A 17514-nucleotide genomic window follows, 5' to 3' on the forward strand; every position below is an offset into this window, starting at 1 on the left:
CGCATAGAAAAGAGTTTATTCTATGGTACTTGTTCCTCAAGAATAAACAAAATGGCAATAGGTTTTCTTAGCCATATTTGAACTCTACCATGAATAAAAAAAGCCGGACTTTCGTCCGGCCATGGTATCGTTCGCAAATATTATTGCTGGCAGGTTGCACCTCTGCAGAGCCTGGGTACTCTTATATCTGCATTTGCTATATACTGCTTTTTTTAGCTAATTCCACCAACTATTTTTGGCATCATTACCTAAAACTTCAAATTCGACTTAAGCCAAACCTGAACATCTTCCTGGGTAAATACTTCGGCGGGCAGTTTATCGTGAATAAGTTTCTCCATTTTGTTGCCGGTATTGGCAAAACGGTAATCCCACAATATCATCAGTTTGTTTATCAGGTAAACAACTTCGTTGCCTTCATCCTTTGCAAACGGGGTTGCATCTGGTTTGCCGTTTACGCGCGGATCGTTTTGGGTATAATTCGTCCATTTGTAATCGGTATAATGCAGGTTTCGCTTCGAAAAAAGGATCATGAGCTTAAAGAATTTCTTTAAAGGTACGGATAATTAACCCGGTATTTTGCGATAGCCCATTTTATATGCGCCCAGCCATTAAAATAACGTTAACAAATTGCTGTAGCGCACAACTTATAGCAACCTCATTAGCAAGGTTTCATGCGCGGGATCCATATTCCTTACGGCTTAATTGGGGACGAGCTCTTATTGTCACAAAGTCAATATCTTCAATGGGTGGTTAAATCTAAATTCGTAGTTTAGCGGCGGTCATAATTTACTGTTCATGTTCTGGAAAAAAACGGCATCATTTATTCTTAAAAACAGGCTTCTTGTGTTGATAAGCGTTGTGGCGTTAAGTGTTTTTATGAGCTATGAAGCATCCAAAGTAAAAATAACTTTTAACGGCGGCAAGGTTCTGCCCGTTACCGATTCGGCTTACATCAGGTATAACCAGTTTAAAAAAATGTTTGGCCAGGACGCCTCGTCCATGGTTATCGGTATCAAATCGGATAAAATTTTTGATAAAAACATATTTAACGACTGGTTCCAGATAGGCAACGATTTGAGACAGGTAAAAGGTGTTAAGGCGGTTATTTCGGTAGCCAACGTTTATAACCTGCAAAAGGACACCGCCAAACACCGTTTCATTATAAAACCGTTGGTTACCGGCATATTGCCAACAGCACAGGCCGTTGATAGTATAAAACAAAAACTGGCCAGCCTGCCTTTTTATAAAGGCGTGGTATTGAGCAATGATGGCAAAGCTACCCTGATGGCTATTACTTTTGACGATAAGATCATCAACACCCCATACCGTGTACCCATTATCAACAAAATAAAAAAACTGGGAGCAGCATTTGAACAAAAGCATGGCATTAAAGTGCATTACTCGGGCCTGCCGCTTATCCGTACCGTGGTTGGCGATTTGGTGGCGCATGAGTTTTCCTTGTTCCTGGGCTTATCGGTATTAATTACAGCCTTCATATTGCTGGCATTTTTCCGCTCGTTTTTCCCGGTGGTATTTCCCATCATCATTGTTGTACTTGGGGTAGTTTGGAGCCTGGGCACATTGGTGTTGATGCATTACGAAATGACTATCCTTACCGGCATCATTCCGCCGCTTATTGTGGTTATCGGCATTCCTAATACCATCTTCATCCTTAACAAATACTACCACGAATACGAGCTGTGCAGCGATAAAATGAAAGCGTTGCACCTGGCTATTGAAAAAGCCGGTATTACCACCTTTATCGCCAATATTACAACCGCCATAGGTTTCGGCGTATTATGCTTTACCAACAGCGAGCTGCTTACCCAGTTTGGCCTGGTGGCCTCCATCAGCATTATAGCTACTTTTGCATTAAGTTTAATTTTAGTGCCCATTATTTTCAGCTACCTGCCATCGCCCAAACCTCAAAAAGCCGGCATTAAAGATAGTAAGCTGATGGCCAAAGTACTTAGCGGTTTGGATAAGCTGGTGCATAACAAACGCAAAACTATTTACATAGGGACATTGGTATTAATCGCCATATCGTGCGTGGGCATTTACCAAATAAACATTAACGGGTTTGTTGTTGATGACCTGCCCCAGCACAACAACACACTGGAAGACCTTAAATTTTTTGAGGCCAATTTTAACGGTGTATTGCCCTTAGAGGTAAGCATTGATACCAAACGTAAAAACGGCGTGGTGAACCTGGGCGTAATCCGCAAGGTTGAGAAGCTTGAAAAATTAATTTCGTCGTACCCGCAGTTTAGCCGGTCGATATCGCTTATCCAGGTTTTAAAATTCAGCACCCAGGCTTTTTACGGCGGGGCACCCGAATATTACCGGCTGCCCGATGGATTGGAGCAAAACTTTATCCTTAACTATGCAGGCAATTCCGCAGGTAAAGGCACCAGCGCTTTAAACAGTTATGTAGATAGCACCAAACAGGTAACCCGCGTAACGTTTGAAATGATTGATGCCGGGTCAAAAAAAATGAATGTAGTGCTGGCCGAATTGCAACCGCGAATCGACTCAATCTTTAACCCTAAAAAGTTTCATGTAGAGCTTACCGGCAGCAGCATCATATTTATTAAAGGCACCAATTACCTGCTTATTAACCTGTATGAAAGTTTGGCCTGGGCTATTTTCCTGATTGCTATTGTAATGTGGATATTGTTTCGTGGTGTTAAAATGATAGCCGTATCCCTGGTACCTAACCTGGTACCACTTATTATTACAGCCGGCATCATGGGCTTTTTTGGCATCCCGCTTAAACCATCAACTATCCTCATTTTCAGTATAGCCATGGGTATTTCATCCGACCAGACCATTTATTTCATCACCCGTTACCGCCACGAACTGCGCAACACCAGCAAAAGTATATCCGTAATTGTATCCGATACCATCCGCGAAACCGGAGTGAGTATGATATTTATAGCTATTGTATTGTTTTTTGGCTTTGGTGTATTTGTGGTATCAAAATTTGGCGGTACACAGGCGCTGGGCATATTGTTATCTATTACATTGTTGGTAGCGATGATCAGCAACCTTACCTTGTTGCCGGCATTTTTATTGACTTTAGAAAAAGGGACAGACAGGAATAAATTGAAGGGACCGGATATAGAGGAGTAGCGGGACTCACCCTGACTTCTCCAAAGGATAGGGTTTTGGAAAACAATGTTGATGTAATCATAAAATTCAAAATAGAATGGCCGAATTTGACAACGAGCAATCCTGGGATAATTTCGAAACGATATTTAGCGAACAACTATCGGTTGCCGAAGCCTGGGGTAAAATGATAGATTCGCTGGAAGCTGTTAAACCCAAGTCATTTTGGGCAACATTGCGCAATATTGATATTGAAGCCGGCCGAAAAATAGTCAAGGAATGGGTGGAACAGACATTTATTGAAGATGGAATAAGCGACGACACTCAATGTTTTTGGATAAGTATTGCAGAATATGCCGACGAAAATGATGCGAAGGTTTATGGCCTTTCAATAACTGGTTACGATGTTGAAGATCCAAACGACCTGGATGGCGACGATCCGACCTTTTCGCCCGAAGAAAATTTAATTGTGCCCGACGATCTTGTTACCATAGAGCAGGCTATTAATGATGACGGGGATTATACCTTTTTAGATTGGTTGCTGCCCGTCGCATATTGCTCATTTGTGCTGGATGACATGATCAGGAATGACCTTGATAAACAAAACATTTTAAGATTTAAAAACAGCATTAGTGTAGCCGTTGGATACGATGGCGGAGATTTCATGAAGCTAAGTACGATAGCATAAAAAGGGAGTATTAATGACCGGCCATGATGCCGCGTCAGGTCGTAAAAAAATTATAACATTTTATTCAAAGTCCTCTCCTTTGGAGAGGATTTAGGTGAGGCTCTTATGGATTTTAAACTCAACAACAAAGTAGCCCTGGTGCTGGCAGCCAGTAAAGGGTTGGGCAAAGCAATAGCCACGGCACTTTCTGCCGAGGGGGCTAAAGTAATTATTGGCTCGCGCGATGAGACGGAGTTAAATAAAACTGCCGAAGAGATCAGGAAGCTAACCGGTAACGAGGTTGTGGTTATTCCTGTTGATGTTTCCCGTGTTGATGAAATCGACGCCTTTGTTGCTAAAGCAGCGGCCACATTTGGCAGGATAGACATTCTGGTAAACAACGCCGGCGGGCCACCTTTTGATAAGTTTGAAAACTTTGATGATGAACAATGGAAAAAAGCATTTGAACTTAACCTGCTTAGCGTTGCCCGTTTTAGCAAACTGGTATTGCCCCATATGCAAAAAACGGAAAGCGGCAGAATCATCAATATCATTAGTGGTTCGGTGAAGGCGGTACTGGGTAATTCGGTATTATCAACCACCATGCGTATGGGCGTTGTGGGCATGGCCAAATTAATGGCCGATGAATTTGGGCCATACAATATCACGGTAAACAATGTGGCTCCCGGCTTAATTCTTACCGACCGTATAAAACACACACTTCCTAAAGATGTTGACCCGGAACAAGCTATCAAAGATAAAGCTAAAAGCATCCCTCTTGGTCGCATTGGCAAACCCGAAGAACTGGCAGCGCTGGTTGCATTTTTAGCATCAGAGCAGGCGGCTTACATTAGCGGGACTACTATACAGGTTGATGGCGGGGCGAACAGGGCTATCTTTTAACAGGATTTAGGGATTTTGCAGGATTGACAGGATTTTTTTCTTTTTTTCTGAACTCGGATTAAGCAGATTTATGGGATTATACAAGATTTTTTTGACTGTCAGGGGCGGAATAATCTGATTCAATTTCGCAAATTTGCAAATCAAAATCAAAAAAATCTGATAAATCTGCTTAATCCGAGTTCAGACAAAAAGCAGCCAATCAAAAATCCTGAAAATCCTGTCTAATCCTGAAAATCGTGTTTACTTCCTGCTATCCTTCAAATAATCAATAATCAAAGTAATAATACTCACAATACCAGCCATGGTTAAGCCGGTGGCGCCACCCTGCAGATAAACTTTCCATTTAGAATCTTGTAAAGCCGGGATAACCATAGTGGCCGAAAATACGATCACGGCTACTAATAACATTAATATCGTGCGCTTTACTTTATTATTTTTCACCCGTCTAAATTAAAAAAATGATTTATAAATTCCGTATTTTTGCAACCTCTTAAAAAAGAGGTGATAAAAGGTAAAAGATATACATGTATAAGGAATATAAGCAGTTAAATTTATCGCAAACAGGCAAAGAAGTACTGGAATTTTGGAAAAAGAACAACATTTTCGAAAAAAGTATCAGCAATCGCCCGGAAGATAACCCTTACACTTTTTACGAAGGGCCACCGAGCGCCAATGGTATGCCCGGTATTCACCACGTAATGGCACGGTCTATCAAGGATATTTTTTGCCGCTATAAAACTTTAAAAGGTTACCAGGTTAAGCGTAAAGGCGGCTGGGATACTCATGGCCTGCCAATTGAGCTCGCTGTTGAAAAAGCTTTGGGAATAACCAAAGACGATATTGGCAAAAAAATTACCGTTAAAGAGTACAACGATGCCTGCCGCAAGGAGGTAATGCGCTATACCGATGTATGGAACGACCTGACCGAAAAAATGGGCTACTGGGTCGATCTGAATGACCCGTACATCACGTACAAAAACGAATACATTGAAAGCCTTTGGTGGATACTGAAGGAATTTTATAAAGCCGGTTACTTATACAAAGGCTACACCGTACAACCCTACTCGCCAAAATCGGGTACCGGTTTAAGCTCGCATGAGTTGAACCAGCCAGGCACCTATAAAATGGTGAAGGATACCACCATTGTTGCCCAGTTTAAAGTAAAACGCGACCAGGATTCGGCCTTTTTATTTGAAGGTGTAAATACCGGTGTGTTTATACTGGCCTGGACCACCACACCGTGGACACTGCCATCAAACTGTGCCCTTGCCGTTGGCGAAAATATCACCTACGTTAAAATAAACACTTTCAACCCTTACACTTTTGAACCAATCTGTGTTGTTTTAGCAAAAGACCTGGTTAAAAAATACTTTAAGACCGAAGGAGAGAACGCTTCTTTTGATGACTACAAAGGCGGCGATAAAATTATCCCATGGACATTAGCAGCCGAATTTAAAGGCAGCAACCTGTTAGGCATCCACTACGAACAGCTAATGCCTTACGTAACCAATGATGACCTCGAGAAAAACGCTTTCCGCGTTATCCCTGCCGATTTTGTTACTACCGAAGATGGTACAGGCATCGTACACACTGCATCGGTTTTTGGCGCGGATGACTTTAGGGCTTGTAAAGAAAACAACGTACCATCGGTAATGGTGAAGGACGAAAATGGCAAGGAAGTTCCGTTGGTGAACAAGCAAGGCCGTTTTGTTGACGAGGTTACCGATTTTGCAGGCCAATACGTTAAAGAAGAATATTATACCACCGAAGAGCGTGCCGTGGAAGGTTTTAGGGCCACCGACGTACAGATCTCGATCAAATTAAAAACCGAGAACAAAGCTTTCGACGTAAAAAAATACGAGCACAGTTACCCGCATTCCTGGCGGTCGGACGAGCCTATTCTTTATTATCCGCTGGATAGCTGGTTCATCAAAACTACGGCCGTTAAGGATAAACTGGTAGCGCTCAACAAAACCATCAACTGGAAACCAGAATCGACCGGTACCGGTCGTTTTGGTAACTGGCTGGAAAACCTGGTTGACTGGAACCTGTCCCGCTCCCGTTACTGGGGCACCCCGTTACCTATCTGGCGAGAGGAAAATGGCGGAGAAGAAAAATGTATTGGCTCAATTGCCGAACTTAAAGCAGCGTTGGAGGCGGCAGTTGAAAGCGGTGTTCTATCTGGTACGGAACTGGAAAAGAATAAATCAATAATTCAGTCACTCAATAATTCAGACTTTGATTTGCACCGCCCTTATGTTGATGATGTGATACTAACCTCATCAACCGGCAGCAAGATGTTCCGCGAGCCGGACCTGATTGACGTATGGTTTGATAGCGGCGCCATGCCTTACGCGCAATGGCATTTCCCTTTCGAAAATAAAGATGAGTTTGCCAAAGCATACCCTGCCGATTTTATTGCCGAAGGTGTTGACCAAACCCGTGGCTGGTTTTTTACCCTGCATGCCATAGCCGTGATGCTAAGCGAGTGCAGCGATGAAATAAAGGCCGTGAATGAGCAAGTTGGCAACGGAGGCGTAGCCTTTAAAAACGTGATCTCGAACGGTTTGGTACTGGATAAAAACGGCAACAAAATGTCTAAACGTTTAGGCAACGGTGTCGATCCGTTTGAAACCATTGAGCAATTTGGCGCCGATGCCCCACGCTGGTACATGATTAGCAATGCATCGCCATGGGACAACCTGAAATTTAATGTAGAGGGTATCGATGAAGTTCGCCGTAAGTTTTTCGGTACGCTTTATAATACCTACTCTTTCTTTGTGCTGTATGCCAACATTGATAAATTCACATACATTGAGGCCGAAATAGAGATCAGCAAACGCCCCGAGATCGATCGCTGGATTATATCGTTACTAAATACCTTAACCAAAGAGGTTGATGGTTTTTATGCCGATTTTGAGCCAACCAAAGCGGCGCGCGCCATACAGGAATTTGTGGATGCCCATTTCAGCAACTGGTTTATCCGCCTAAGCCGCCGCCGCTTCTGGAGGTCGGATAATTCGGATGATAAGTTATCGGCATATCAAACGTTATATACCTGTTTAATCACCATCAGTAAGCTAATGTCGCCTATAGCGCCTTTCTTTGCCGATAGGTTATACAGCGATTTAAACAGCGTTACCGGCAAAGAAACTTATGAATCTGTTCACCTGGCTTACTTCCCCGAGTATCACGCCAACCTGGTTGATACCGACCTGGAAGAGCGAATGAAACTGGCCCAGGACATTTCATCTTTGGTGTTATCACTACGTAAAAAAATAGGAATTAATGTAAGGCAGCCACTTAGTAAAATCCTTTTACCTATATTAGATAAGGACTTTAAAGCGCATGTAGAGCTGGTTAAGGAATTGATATTATCTGAAACAAACATTAAGGATATTGAGTATATTACCGATACCGCAGGCTTCATTAAAAAGAAGATAAAGCCAAACTTTAAAGCCCTTGGGCAAAAAGTAGGTAAGGATATGAAAGCAGTAGCCGAGGCTATAAATAACTTTACAAATGAGCAGATAGCTGAACTGGAAGCAAATGGCAGCATCCAGGTACTTGATACTAAATACTTGATACTTGATACCGACGTAGAGATAATAGCCGAAGACGTACCGGGCTGGCAGGTTGCAAACCAAGGCAAACTAACCGTTGCTTTAGATGTTACCATAACCAACGAGTTAAAACAGGAGGGCATAGCAAGGGAATTGATTAACCGCATCCAAAACCTACGCAAGGATAAAGGGTTTGAAGTAACGGATAAAATCAATGTTAAGCTGTTTGATCACCCTTACATCAGCGATGCGGTGAAAAACAATTTAGCCTATATTTGCGCCGAAGTTTTGGCCGTTAATATAGTGCCTGATACCCAGTTAAATGAAGGCGATTTAATTGCCATTGACGGACATGAAATTTTGATTGTAATTAGTAAAATATAAATGAAAGTAGAAAACGAAAAAACCAGATATTCTGAGTCAGACCTGCAGGAATTTAAAGCGCTAATCCTGGATAAACTGCGTATTGCTAAAGAAGAATTAAACTCGCTTGCAACATCATTAAGCTCGCCAAACGCGAACGGAACCGATGATACCGCAGGTACCTATAAAACATTGGAAGATGGCTCGGCCACACTGGAAAAAGAACAAATTAACCAGTTAGCTGCCCGTCAGAAAAAATTTATTGATCAGTTGGAAGCTGCATTGGTACGCATTGAAAACAAAACTTACGGTATTTGCCGCGAAACCGGTAAACTGATACCTAAAGAACGTTTGCGCGCGGTGCCGCACACGACGATGACCATGGAAGCAAAATTGAGGCAATAAATGAAGGCTGCTTACACCAAACCTTTTTTTACCGCTTTAATCATTATCCTTGCCGATCAGGCTATCAAAACCTGGGTACGCAGGTATATGTATATGGGCGAAGAAATTCGCTTCCTGGGCAGCCACGGTATGCTGCACTACACCGAAAATAACGGCATGGCATTTGGCATGGAGTGGGGCGGCGATGCCGGCAAACTGGCATTAACCCTGTTCCGGATAGCTGCGGTTGTGGGTATTGTATATAGTTTGATATACCTTATTAAACACAAATACCATCGCGGGCTAATCATGAACGTGGCGCTTATTTTAGCCGGTGCCGTAGGTAACATTATCGATTCTACCTTTTACGGAATCCTGTTTCAGCATGGTAAACTGTTTCATGGCCGGGTTGTAGATATGTTTTACTTCCCCCTGCTCAGAGGCACTTACCCAACATGGTTTCCGTTTTGGGGCGGCGAGGCATTTGAGTTTTTCAGGCCGGTATTTAACCTTGCCGACTCGGCAATATGTGTGGGTGTTATTATGATCCTGCTCTATCAAAAACGCTACTTCAAACACGAAGTGCCCGAGGTAGCAAGCCCCAACAGCGAAATGGTGGAAGAATAATATAAAACTAATAATATTGAAAAGAGCCGCGTTTAGTGGCTTTTTTTGTTTTAAGTACCTGCGGAACGAGAGACTTCCCAACTCGGTGAGTATATAGGCTGCGGAAAAACTTCCCGTATTTCATAATTTGATAACATTAACTAAACTCACAAGTTATTTTAAATTATGACAAAAAATTAAAGCAAGATTTTTGCTTATTTATTACATTCGTTGCTTTTACAAGCACCCCTGCATTTAAACGACGATAAATTTACCATTGTTCCTTAACAGGGGACAATCACCTTTCGCCTTACACAATTTGGGGGGTAGCCAAAACAACACTTTCATGGAAGATAAATTTAGGTTATCCGAGTATAAGGTTCTTATATATCGAATGTTTTTAGGCTACCTGTTCTATTTTATAGCCCGGGTTTTATTTTTTGCTTATAACACGCACCTGTTGGCTGTTGATAATCTTTCCACGCTGTTAAAACTTTGCTATTTCGGAATGGCCTTTGATACCACTGCCCTGCTATACGTTAACAGCCTGTTTATTTTATTAAGCATACTACCCTTAACCATCAATACCCGGCCGGGGTACCAAAAGGGCATCACCATTTTATACTTTGTTAGCAATTTTTTGGCCTACGCCACCAATTTTGTCGATATCATTTACTATCGCTTCAGCCAGGTACGCTCAACCAAAGCAGTGCTTGATGTATTGGCCGATGAAACCAATAAAAAAGCGCTGCTTGAGCATTTCACCTGGGCCTATTGGTATATCCTGGCGATATTTATATTGTGTTGCTTGTGCTGGGTTTGGCTGTATTACCGCGTAAAAGCTAAGCCGCGACCTGTAAAGCATTTGCAGCCCTACTTTATAACATCTGTAGTTTCGCTCCTTGTTGCCGTGGCGCTGGTTATAGGTGGTATCCGGGGCGATTTTGCGCACAGTACCAGGCCTATTAATATGGTAGATGCCTACAAACACGTTACTGTGCCCAACCAGGGCGATGTGGTATTAAATACCCCCTTTGCCATTATCCGCACAATCAGCAGCAACAACTTTAAGATTCAGCACTGGACAACTATCGATTATATTAACGCCAACATTAAACCCATAAAACAGTACAACAGTAAACCCGCTACCAAACCAAACGTAGTGATCATCATTTTAGAAAGCATGGCCAAAGAGTATTGGGGCAGCATGAACAGAGGGGCAAACATACCCGGCTTTGTATCGTACACCCCGTTTTTAGATTCGCTATCGGATAACAGCCTGATATTTACCAACGCTTACGCCAATGGCCGCCAGTCTATACACGCCATGTCGTCGGTTTTGGCGGGCATTCCTTCGTTTCAAACGGCTTTTACTTCATCGCCCTTTGCCAAGCAAAAAATTGAATCTATTGTATCGGTATGTAACAGCATGGGTTATCAAACTTCATTTTTTCATGGCGCAGCAAATGGCTCCATGGGTTTCCAGGGTTTCGGCAGCATTTTGGGCTTTAAAAATTATTACGGCAGAACGGAGTATAATGACGACCGGGATTTTGACGGCATCTGGGGCATCTGGGACGAGCACTTTTTCCAATTTATGGGCAAAACGCTCAGCACCCAAAAACAGCCCTTTATGGCTACCCTGTTCAGCTTATCATCGCACGACCCATACCAACTGCCCGAAAAATATAAGGCCAGGTTTAAAGGCGGGCCACTAGCCATTGATAAATGCGTGCAATACTCGGATAATGCGCTGCGCGAATTTTTCAACTATGCTAAAACACAACCCTGGTTTGCCAATACTATTTTTGTTATAACTGCCGACCACACCAGCCAAACGTATTACCCGGAATACAGCAAAGGCGTTAACCGCTTTGCCGTACCTATTTTGTTTTACAGCGCCAACACCGCTTATGCCTTAAAAGGTACACGTACCGACCTTGCTTCGCAGATGGACATCTACCCTTCCGTTGCCGATTTAATAGGCTACAACAAGCCCTTCAGGTCATGGGGTCGCAGTTTGATTAACCCTGCGTCGGCGGAACTGCCAAGGGTAATCAACTCCACTGGTAATATTTACCAGCTGATGCAAGGCAACTACACCTATTTGTTTGACGGGAAGAACATTACCGGCATATACGCCGTTACAGATAAGGGCCTTGAAAAAAACCTGATGACCAACAACCCCAATCCTGAGATGAATACCGGCATATCCGATTGTAAGGCCTTTATCCAGGATTATGCGGATAGGATTGTGAACAAGAAATTGAACTAAATGTAAAAGGCCACGCATTTGTTTGCGCGGCCTTAGCAGTATTAACTGATATTATATAAAGAACGATACAAATATTGGTTATTGTTTTGGATTTTTTGTTGGTGCGCTACCGGCAAGAGCCGGGTTGTAGGCCAATTCATTATCCGGAACATCCCAGTAATCAAGAAAATTATAATTTATTGTTGCGTGAGTACTCACAACTGCAGAATTGCTGATTACAACAGCATTTGTACGGCCGCCACCAGCAGATATGTCATTGATTACCCCCCATCTCCTGGCATCATAAAAAGATAAACCTCTAAATGCTAAACCTATGCGTCGCTCTTTTCTGAGTTCTTCTTTAACAACAGCCACACTACTTGTTGTGCCTGCAACTGCGACCAAACCAGCTCCCTCGGCATTCCGTACTTTATCAATACTGGCAAGTGCGGCCGGCAGGTTACTCAGGTAAATATTTGCTTCGGCTTTCATAAGCTCGTTCTCTTCAAAACTGCCCACTAAAAACATCTCGTACCCGCCGGTATTCCTGTTTGAAAACTGGATCACTCCTGAAGGAAAATTGTTGGCAGCAACACCGGCATCAACCAAGGTGTAACGTGTATTAAAAATATTACCCCTATCGGCATTACCCAGCCAGGTAACAGTTTGTTTAACATTGGCAAGCCTTTTATCGCCCGCTTTAAAATCCTGAACAAAGCGTTCGCTTAATTTATAGGTGTTGCCGCCGGCAGCAGTCGCGGTAGTTTTAGCTGACACAGATCCGCTTAAAGCATCTAACAGATCATTTGTTGCATTCGATCTTAGCGTAAATACTTTTTCGCCTTGTTGAATCCCTGTATTTGCCAAAGTTAAAACAGATGTCCATTGCGCCGTAGTCATGGTAGCCACAGGCGTATTAACCAAAATATTACGCGCTTTAAGCGTGTTAATATTGTGCTTCCATTCGTCTATTGTTAAAATACCGCCATTACCAACCTGGGTAAAATCCGGAATCAGCTTACCTAACAGGGAACTGTAATCGGCCACATTGGTAATGCCTGATAAAGCCGCGGCTGCTTTATCTAAATCAGCATTCGACTCGGCAATGATAGCCTCTTTAGTTACATAATTACCGTTGGTTGCCCCCGCAGTATTATTAATAATACCGGCGTAATATATTGAACCAATGCGGGCGTAAGCAAATCCCTTCCACCAATAGGCCCATGCCGTCATGGTTGCTTTTTTTGCAGCAGCGTCGCCAGAAAATGATGCTTTTGAAACCGACGCCAATATAGTGTTGCAAACGTTGTTTAGCTGGTACATATATGCCCACTCGTAGTAGGTGGTGTTTTGCCCCTGGTTGCCATTTAAATTTATCGACCGTAAAAAATCGTGCTGTTTAGCAGGGGCGCTCGGGTTCAGTACTTTTGTGCCATCATCTAAAATTACGTAATCGGGACAGCCTATTTGGTTAATGTAGCCATTGGCGGCTTCGGCGCCAATTACATCGCCCATCATTTCGTGAAACCCAACGGCTCCGGAGTAAAAAAGGCCAAAAATACCATCGCCATATTTTAAGGTGCGGAAGCCATCTTCATAAACACCTCCCTGCGCAAATGAAATAATGCCCGATTCGGTAGTTGCATTATCCACCGTTGGCGAATTCGGATTTTTTACGTCAAGCTGCTTTTTACATGATGTTATTACCAATGCAAAAAGCACTGTTACTAAATATATTTTCTTTCTATTCATGATCTTGCTATTGTTAATAATTATAAGCCAATGTTTAAGCCAAGCTGGTAGGTTTTGGTGTTAGGGATGGTATTATGATCAACCCCCCTATCAAAGGCCGAGTTTCCCGTACCTGAACTAATTTCGGGATCATAACCTGTGTATTTGGTTATAGTAACCAGGTTACGTCCGGTAAAAACCAACTGTAGTTTTTTTAATGATTTGGTATGGAAGAAAGAGTGCAGGTTAACGGCAAGCGATACGTTTCTTAGCCGGGCAAATGAAGCATCTTCATAAAAATAATTTTTAGTGCCATTACGCGATACCTGGGCATAAACCCCTCTATAAAATGCTGTCCAGGCACCGTTAGCGCCATTGATATCAATGGATTTGTCATAATCGCCACTTATACCATCCCTGTACATCCATTCCTTTGTTTGGTTATAAATATGGCTGCCATATACCCAGTCTACCTGGAATGAAAGGCTTGCAATATTGCTGAATGAGAAGTTGTTGATAAACGACATATTAAACTTAGGGTTGGGATCGCCCAGGCTATATTGAGATGATGTTACAAAAGGTTGCTTGGTGGTTTTGCTTACTACCCAGCCGTTGCTTGCTGCGACGTAGTCTGCCTGCTGGGCTTGCGGTATAAAGTAAGTTCCATCGGGCGCTTTTTCATCAACTTTGTGCAGCATCAAAAATCCGTAAAGCTGGCCTATCTTCTCGCCTGCCTTCAACACGTAGTTTGAGCTGCCCGCAGCTGAGGTTACAACAACAGGTTGACCAACAACAGAAGAAATAATTGATTTAGAGCGGCCAAAGTTGGTTGTAAAGTCCCAGCTGAAAGCTTTGCTTTTATATGGGCTGAAATTTAAAGCTACCTGAATACCGTTTGATGATAAGCCAAACGCGTTTTGCAAAATACTGCCAACGCCTGTGGATGGAGCAGCATCAACACGATAAATGGCATTGTCGGTTTTGCGTTTCCAATAACTTACCGACAGTGTAAAATTCTTTAGCCAATTACCCTCTTTAAGTCCGGCTATAGCTATATCGGTACCAATTTCTGTTTCTTTTGATACCTCTACACCCAAATCGGGGTTAGGTTGGTTGGGATCGAGAAAGAAGGCGCTTGAGCCGCCCACATTTTTTGTACTGAGTGTAACATAGCGCTGAAATGCGCCTGGTTGAATACCTGCCTCGCCGTAAGCGGCCCTGAATTTAACCTCCGGGAAAATTGTGCCTAAACTACCGTCATTCCAAAAGCTAAATGATGATAACCTTAAGTACGCATCGGCCCTTGGGAAGGTAAACGGCTTTGAACCCCTGCCAAATGCAGATGAGTAATCGCTTCTGAAACCGCCAGAAATACCGCCATACTCGCCGTAATCAAATTTTTGATTTACCAGGTAGCCATAAGTTATAAACGGCTCAACATAATCATACTGGGTTTTAAAAACCAGGTAATTGGATGAGTTGAACGGCGTGTATGACGGCGCATCGGCACCATAGGTAATAAAATCTTTATAAACGTTTTTACGATAATCGTAGGTTAACTGCGTAGATGTTTTTAAAGGTATATTGAGATGAAAATCATTTTTAAAATCGGTACGGAAAGTTGCAGTACCAATCAGATTCTGAAATACCGTTGATGCGTTGTCCTTCGTTGTTTCGCCTGTTTGGGTAATTGTAGGGGCCGAGTAGTAATTTGTTAAATACACTTGCGTATATCCCGCGTTGGCATTATTATCCTGCGCATCTATTAGGTAAGTGTTGTTATTGGTATTATAATTTAAACCATATTTTACATCAAGCTCAACAAATTTTGGAAATGTATAGGTTAAGTTAAAGTTTTGCAACAAATCTATTTTGGCAATTTTGCTGTGACTGTACTGTGTGTTGTAATTAGGGTTAAAACCGTTTACACCTGTGGCATCGCCAAAGTAAGAGCCATAGTTACCATCAGGATCGGTATAATTATAATTTGCAAATGGCCTTGTATTATTTAAAGAATAAAGAATACCACGGCCTGTTTGATCCAGTAAATTATTCTGGGTGTAAATTAACTGCGTATTGGTGCGGAACTTTAGCCCCTTAAAAAGCTGGATACCGATATTGGCGGAAAAGTTTGATCGTTTATAGTCGCCGTTATTTTTAAACGTAGTGTTCTGATAACTGTTAGATGCAGAAACATTATAGTCTATTTTTTCGGCACCGCCATATATGCTGATTGAATTATTGATGGTTGAAGCACTTTTAAAAAATTCCTTGTAATGATCATAATAGGTCAGGTTCTTATACGGTTTGTTGTTTTGGTTAAGTGGGTCAAGGCTATTCCAGGTAACGTTTTCCGGGTAATAGCTCAGCGTCTTATCAAACACAAGCGGCTTTCCGGATGCCGCGCCTAATATATTCCCGCTGGCATCAGTAACCAGGCTCATTGATTTAGCTTTATGTACATCGCCGCTATTGATTAATGTATTAACGCCGGCGCTGGAAGATATGTCCACATGCATTGATCCGGGCTTACCTTTTTTGGTAAATAACTGGATAACACCATTGGCACCCTGGGCACCATAAATTGTACCTCCCGCCGCTCCTTGCACAACCTCTACCCGCTCAATGTTATTTAGATCAATAGCGTTAATATCGGTGGCCGATAGCTGCACTCCATCAATCAAAATAAGTGGTTTTGTGCCGCCTTGAATGCTATTGATACCTCTGAGTACAATATTAACCTGCTGACCTGGGTTTCCGTTTACGCTCGAGATTTGCGCTCCCGGAATTTTACCCACCAGCGCCTGGTCAATTGAAGCGCTTGGAGTAGCCGGTAATTGCGCTGCCGTTACCGATTCAACCGCGATACCAAGTCTTGTTTTACTTGTAGCCACACCCGAGCCTGTGACAACAACCTCGCTTAATAATTTAGAATCGTCGAGCAATGTAGCATTTACCACATTTGATTCAATTGGAACTTCCAATTTTACATACCCTATAAAGGTAAAAACCAATGTTTTGGCCGTAGCAGGCACACTTAAGGAAAACTTACCGTCTCCGGATGTTTGTGTTCCTAAGCGGGTACCCTTTATTACAACACTTACCCCGGGTATCGGCAGGCCATCGCTTTTACCAATGACAGTACCCGTAATGGTTCGGTTTTGGGCGTACGCGTATTGGCAAAATAATGCCAATAGTATCCCCATCAAGTTTTTGAGAAAACTTTTTTTCATACTTAAATCAGTTAAATAGTTAATAGTTGTTAACTAACAAGATAGCTTGTAACATTTATATTACAAACGAGGCGCTAATTTTTAGCAATGACGTAAAATAGAGGGGAATTTGGGCACCATTATTTTGTGATTTTCATTTTTTTGTATGCTTTATTTAAATAAACGAAATCCAAAATAGATTCTTGTGCTAAAAACTAAATAAAAAAAGACGATATGTTACGATATTGTTATGTAAAAATTAAAATTTACAATACTTCATAATAAAACAACTTGGTGTATATACATATTTTACCATTTAAAATAAAAAATATAAAACAAAGATACAAATACCGCCTATTTTATAAATAAATCCCAAATGAAACCACAAAAAACCTATAAATCAATATATTTAGTTTTTAAGAACAACCATTTAATCATTGATTATCGATTTATTTATAATTATATAATTACACTAAGTACATCCCTTTTTATTAGTAAAAAAGCAATGATTTTTTGCAAATCTTCAGATAAAAAAAGAGGCCGTATCATAAATCAAATGATGCGGTCTTTTTATTTTACGGCGGATAAATCGATTTCAAGTAGTTTTTTGATGTTGATTTCGAACTAACGAATATTATTGATTAAGAACGAGTGAAAAGAAGGCCTTTAGGCAGCTTTTTTTCTTAGGTTTTGTGCGATTGAAAGTAAGCCCCATTCTATCGC

General features: G+C 41.9%; 11 protein-coding genes. 7 read left to right on the top strand and 4 right to left on the bottom strand.

The genetic code is table 11. From position 1 onward, the window contains the following. Positions 1-248 precede the first annotated feature (248 nt). Positions 249-530, bottom strand: a complete 282-nt coding sequence (locus AC1DV1_RS30090; protein WP_477368103.1) for a hypothetical protein — start codon at positions 528-530, stop codon at positions 249-251. Positions 531-795: 265 nt separating this feature from the next. Between AC1DV1_RS30090 and AC1DV1_RS30095 the strand changes: the two genes are divergently transcribed. From AC1DV1_RS30095 to AC1DV1_RS30105, 3 genes are all read left to right on the top strand, one after another. Then, entirely contained in the window at positions 796-3132 is a 2337-nt protein-coding gene (locus tag AC1DV1_RS30095; RefSeq protein ID WP_477368106.1) for an efflux RND transporter permease subunit, read from the top strand. A 76-nt stretch (positions 3133-3208) separates the two neighbouring features. After that, on the top strand, positions 3209-3796 hold the full coding sequence (locus AC1DV1_RS30100) for a hypothetical protein (protein ID WP_477368109.1): 588 nt from the start codon (positions 3209-3211) through the stop codon (positions 3794-3796). A 105-nt stretch (positions 3797-3901) separates the two neighbouring features. Next, positions 3902-4678 carry an SDR family oxidoreductase gene (locus AC1DV1_RS30105; RefSeq protein WP_477368112.1) on the top strand — a complete coding sequence of 259 codons (777 nt, stop codon included), beginning with the start codon at positions 3902-3904 and terminating at the stop codon, positions 4676-4678. Positions 4679-4918: 240 nt separating this feature from the next. On the opposite strand, the gene AC1DV1_RS30110 is transcribed toward AC1DV1_RS30105, so the two are convergent. Continuing rightward, entirely contained in the window at positions 4919-5119 is a 201-nt protein-coding gene (locus AC1DV1_RS30110) for a hypothetical protein (protein ID WP_477368115.1), read from the bottom strand. 83 nt (positions 5120-5202) lie between these two features. Here AC1DV1_RS30110 and ileS point away from each other — a divergent pair, with 83 nt between their 5' ends. The 4 genes from ileS to AC1DV1_RS30130 all read left to right on the top strand — a co-directional run bounded on the left by ileS (position 5203) and on the right by AC1DV1_RS30130 (position 11869). Beyond that, positions 5203-8625, top strand: a complete 3423-nt coding sequence (gene ileS, locus AC1DV1_RS30115) for an isoleucine--tRNA ligase (RefSeq protein ID WP_477368118.1) — start codon at positions 5203-5205, stop codon at positions 8623-8625. Next, positions 8626-9009 (top strand): TraR/DksA family transcriptional regulator, encoded by a 384-nt coding sequence (locus AC1DV1_RS30120; protein WP_091149429.1) that lies wholly within the window; start codon positions 8626-8628, stop codon positions 9007-9009. Continuing rightward, a complete protein-coding gene (locus tag AC1DV1_RS30125) occupies positions 9010-9615 on the top strand; it encodes a lipoprotein signal peptidase (RefSeq protein WP_477368122.1) in 606 nt (201 codons plus the stop codon). 325 nt (positions 9616-9940) lie between these two features. Continuing rightward, positions 9941-11869, top strand: a complete 1929-nt coding sequence (locus AC1DV1_RS30130; RefSeq protein WP_477368125.1) for an LTA synthase family protein — start codon at positions 9941-9943, stop codon at positions 11867-11869. Between the two features lie 78 nt (positions 11870-11947). Here the strand turns inward: AC1DV1_RS30130 and AC1DV1_RS30135 are convergent, their stop codons facing one another. Both AC1DV1_RS30135 and AC1DV1_RS30140 read right to left on the bottom strand, forming a co-directional pair. Further along, on the bottom strand, positions 11948-13600 hold the full coding sequence (locus AC1DV1_RS30135; RefSeq protein ID WP_477368128.1) for a RagB/SusD family nutrient uptake outer membrane protein: 1653 nt from the start codon (positions 13598-13600) through the stop codon (positions 11948-11950). 20 nt (positions 13601-13620) lie between these two features. After that, on the bottom strand, positions 13621-16812 hold the full coding sequence (locus AC1DV1_RS30140) for a SusC/RagA family TonB-linked outer membrane protein (RefSeq protein ID WP_477368131.1): 3192 nt from the start codon (positions 16810-16812) through the stop codon (positions 13621-13623). Positions 16813-17514: the final 702 nt, after the last annotated feature.

The sequence above is a fragment of the Mucilaginibacter sp. P4_D1 genome (assembly GCF_056401935.1).

Coding starts and splice junctions, on each gene's coding strand:
- ileS (WP_477368118.1), top strand. CDS start 5,203: ATGTATAAGGAATATAAGCAGTTAAATTTATCGCAAACAGGCAAAGAA.
- AC1DV1_RS30105 (WP_477368112.1), top strand. CDS start 3,902: ATGGATTTTAAACTCAACAACAAAGTAGCCCTGGTGCTGGCAGCCAGT.
- AC1DV1_RS30140 (WP_477368131.1), bottom strand. CDS start 16,812: ATGAAAAAAAGTTTTCTCAAAAACTTGATGGGGATACTATTGGCATTA.
- AC1DV1_RS30135 (WP_477368128.1), bottom strand. CDS start 13,600: ATGAATAGAAAGAAAATATATTTAGTAACAGTGCTTTTTGCATTGGTA.
- AC1DV1_RS30095 (WP_477368106.1), top strand. CDS start 796: ATGTTCTGGAAAAAAACGGCATCATTTATTCTTAAAAACAGGCTTCTT.
- AC1DV1_RS30090 (WP_477368103.1), bottom strand. CDS start 530: ATGATCCTTTTTTCGAAGCGAAACCTGCATTATACCGATTACAAATGG.
- AC1DV1_RS30130 (WP_477368125.1), top strand. CDS start 9,941: ATGGAAGATAAATTTAGGTTATCCGAGTATAAGGTTCTTATATATCGA.
- AC1DV1_RS30120 (WP_091149429.1), top strand. CDS start 8,626: ATGAAAGTAGAAAACGAAAAAACCAGATATTCTGAGTCAGACCTGCAG.
- AC1DV1_RS30100 (WP_477368109.1), top strand. CDS start 3,209: ATGGCCGAATTTGACAACGAGCAATCCTGGGATAATTTCGAAACGATA.
- AC1DV1_RS30125 (WP_477368122.1), top strand. CDS start 9,010: ATGAAGGCTGCTTACACCAAACCTTTTTTTACCGCTTTAATCATTATC.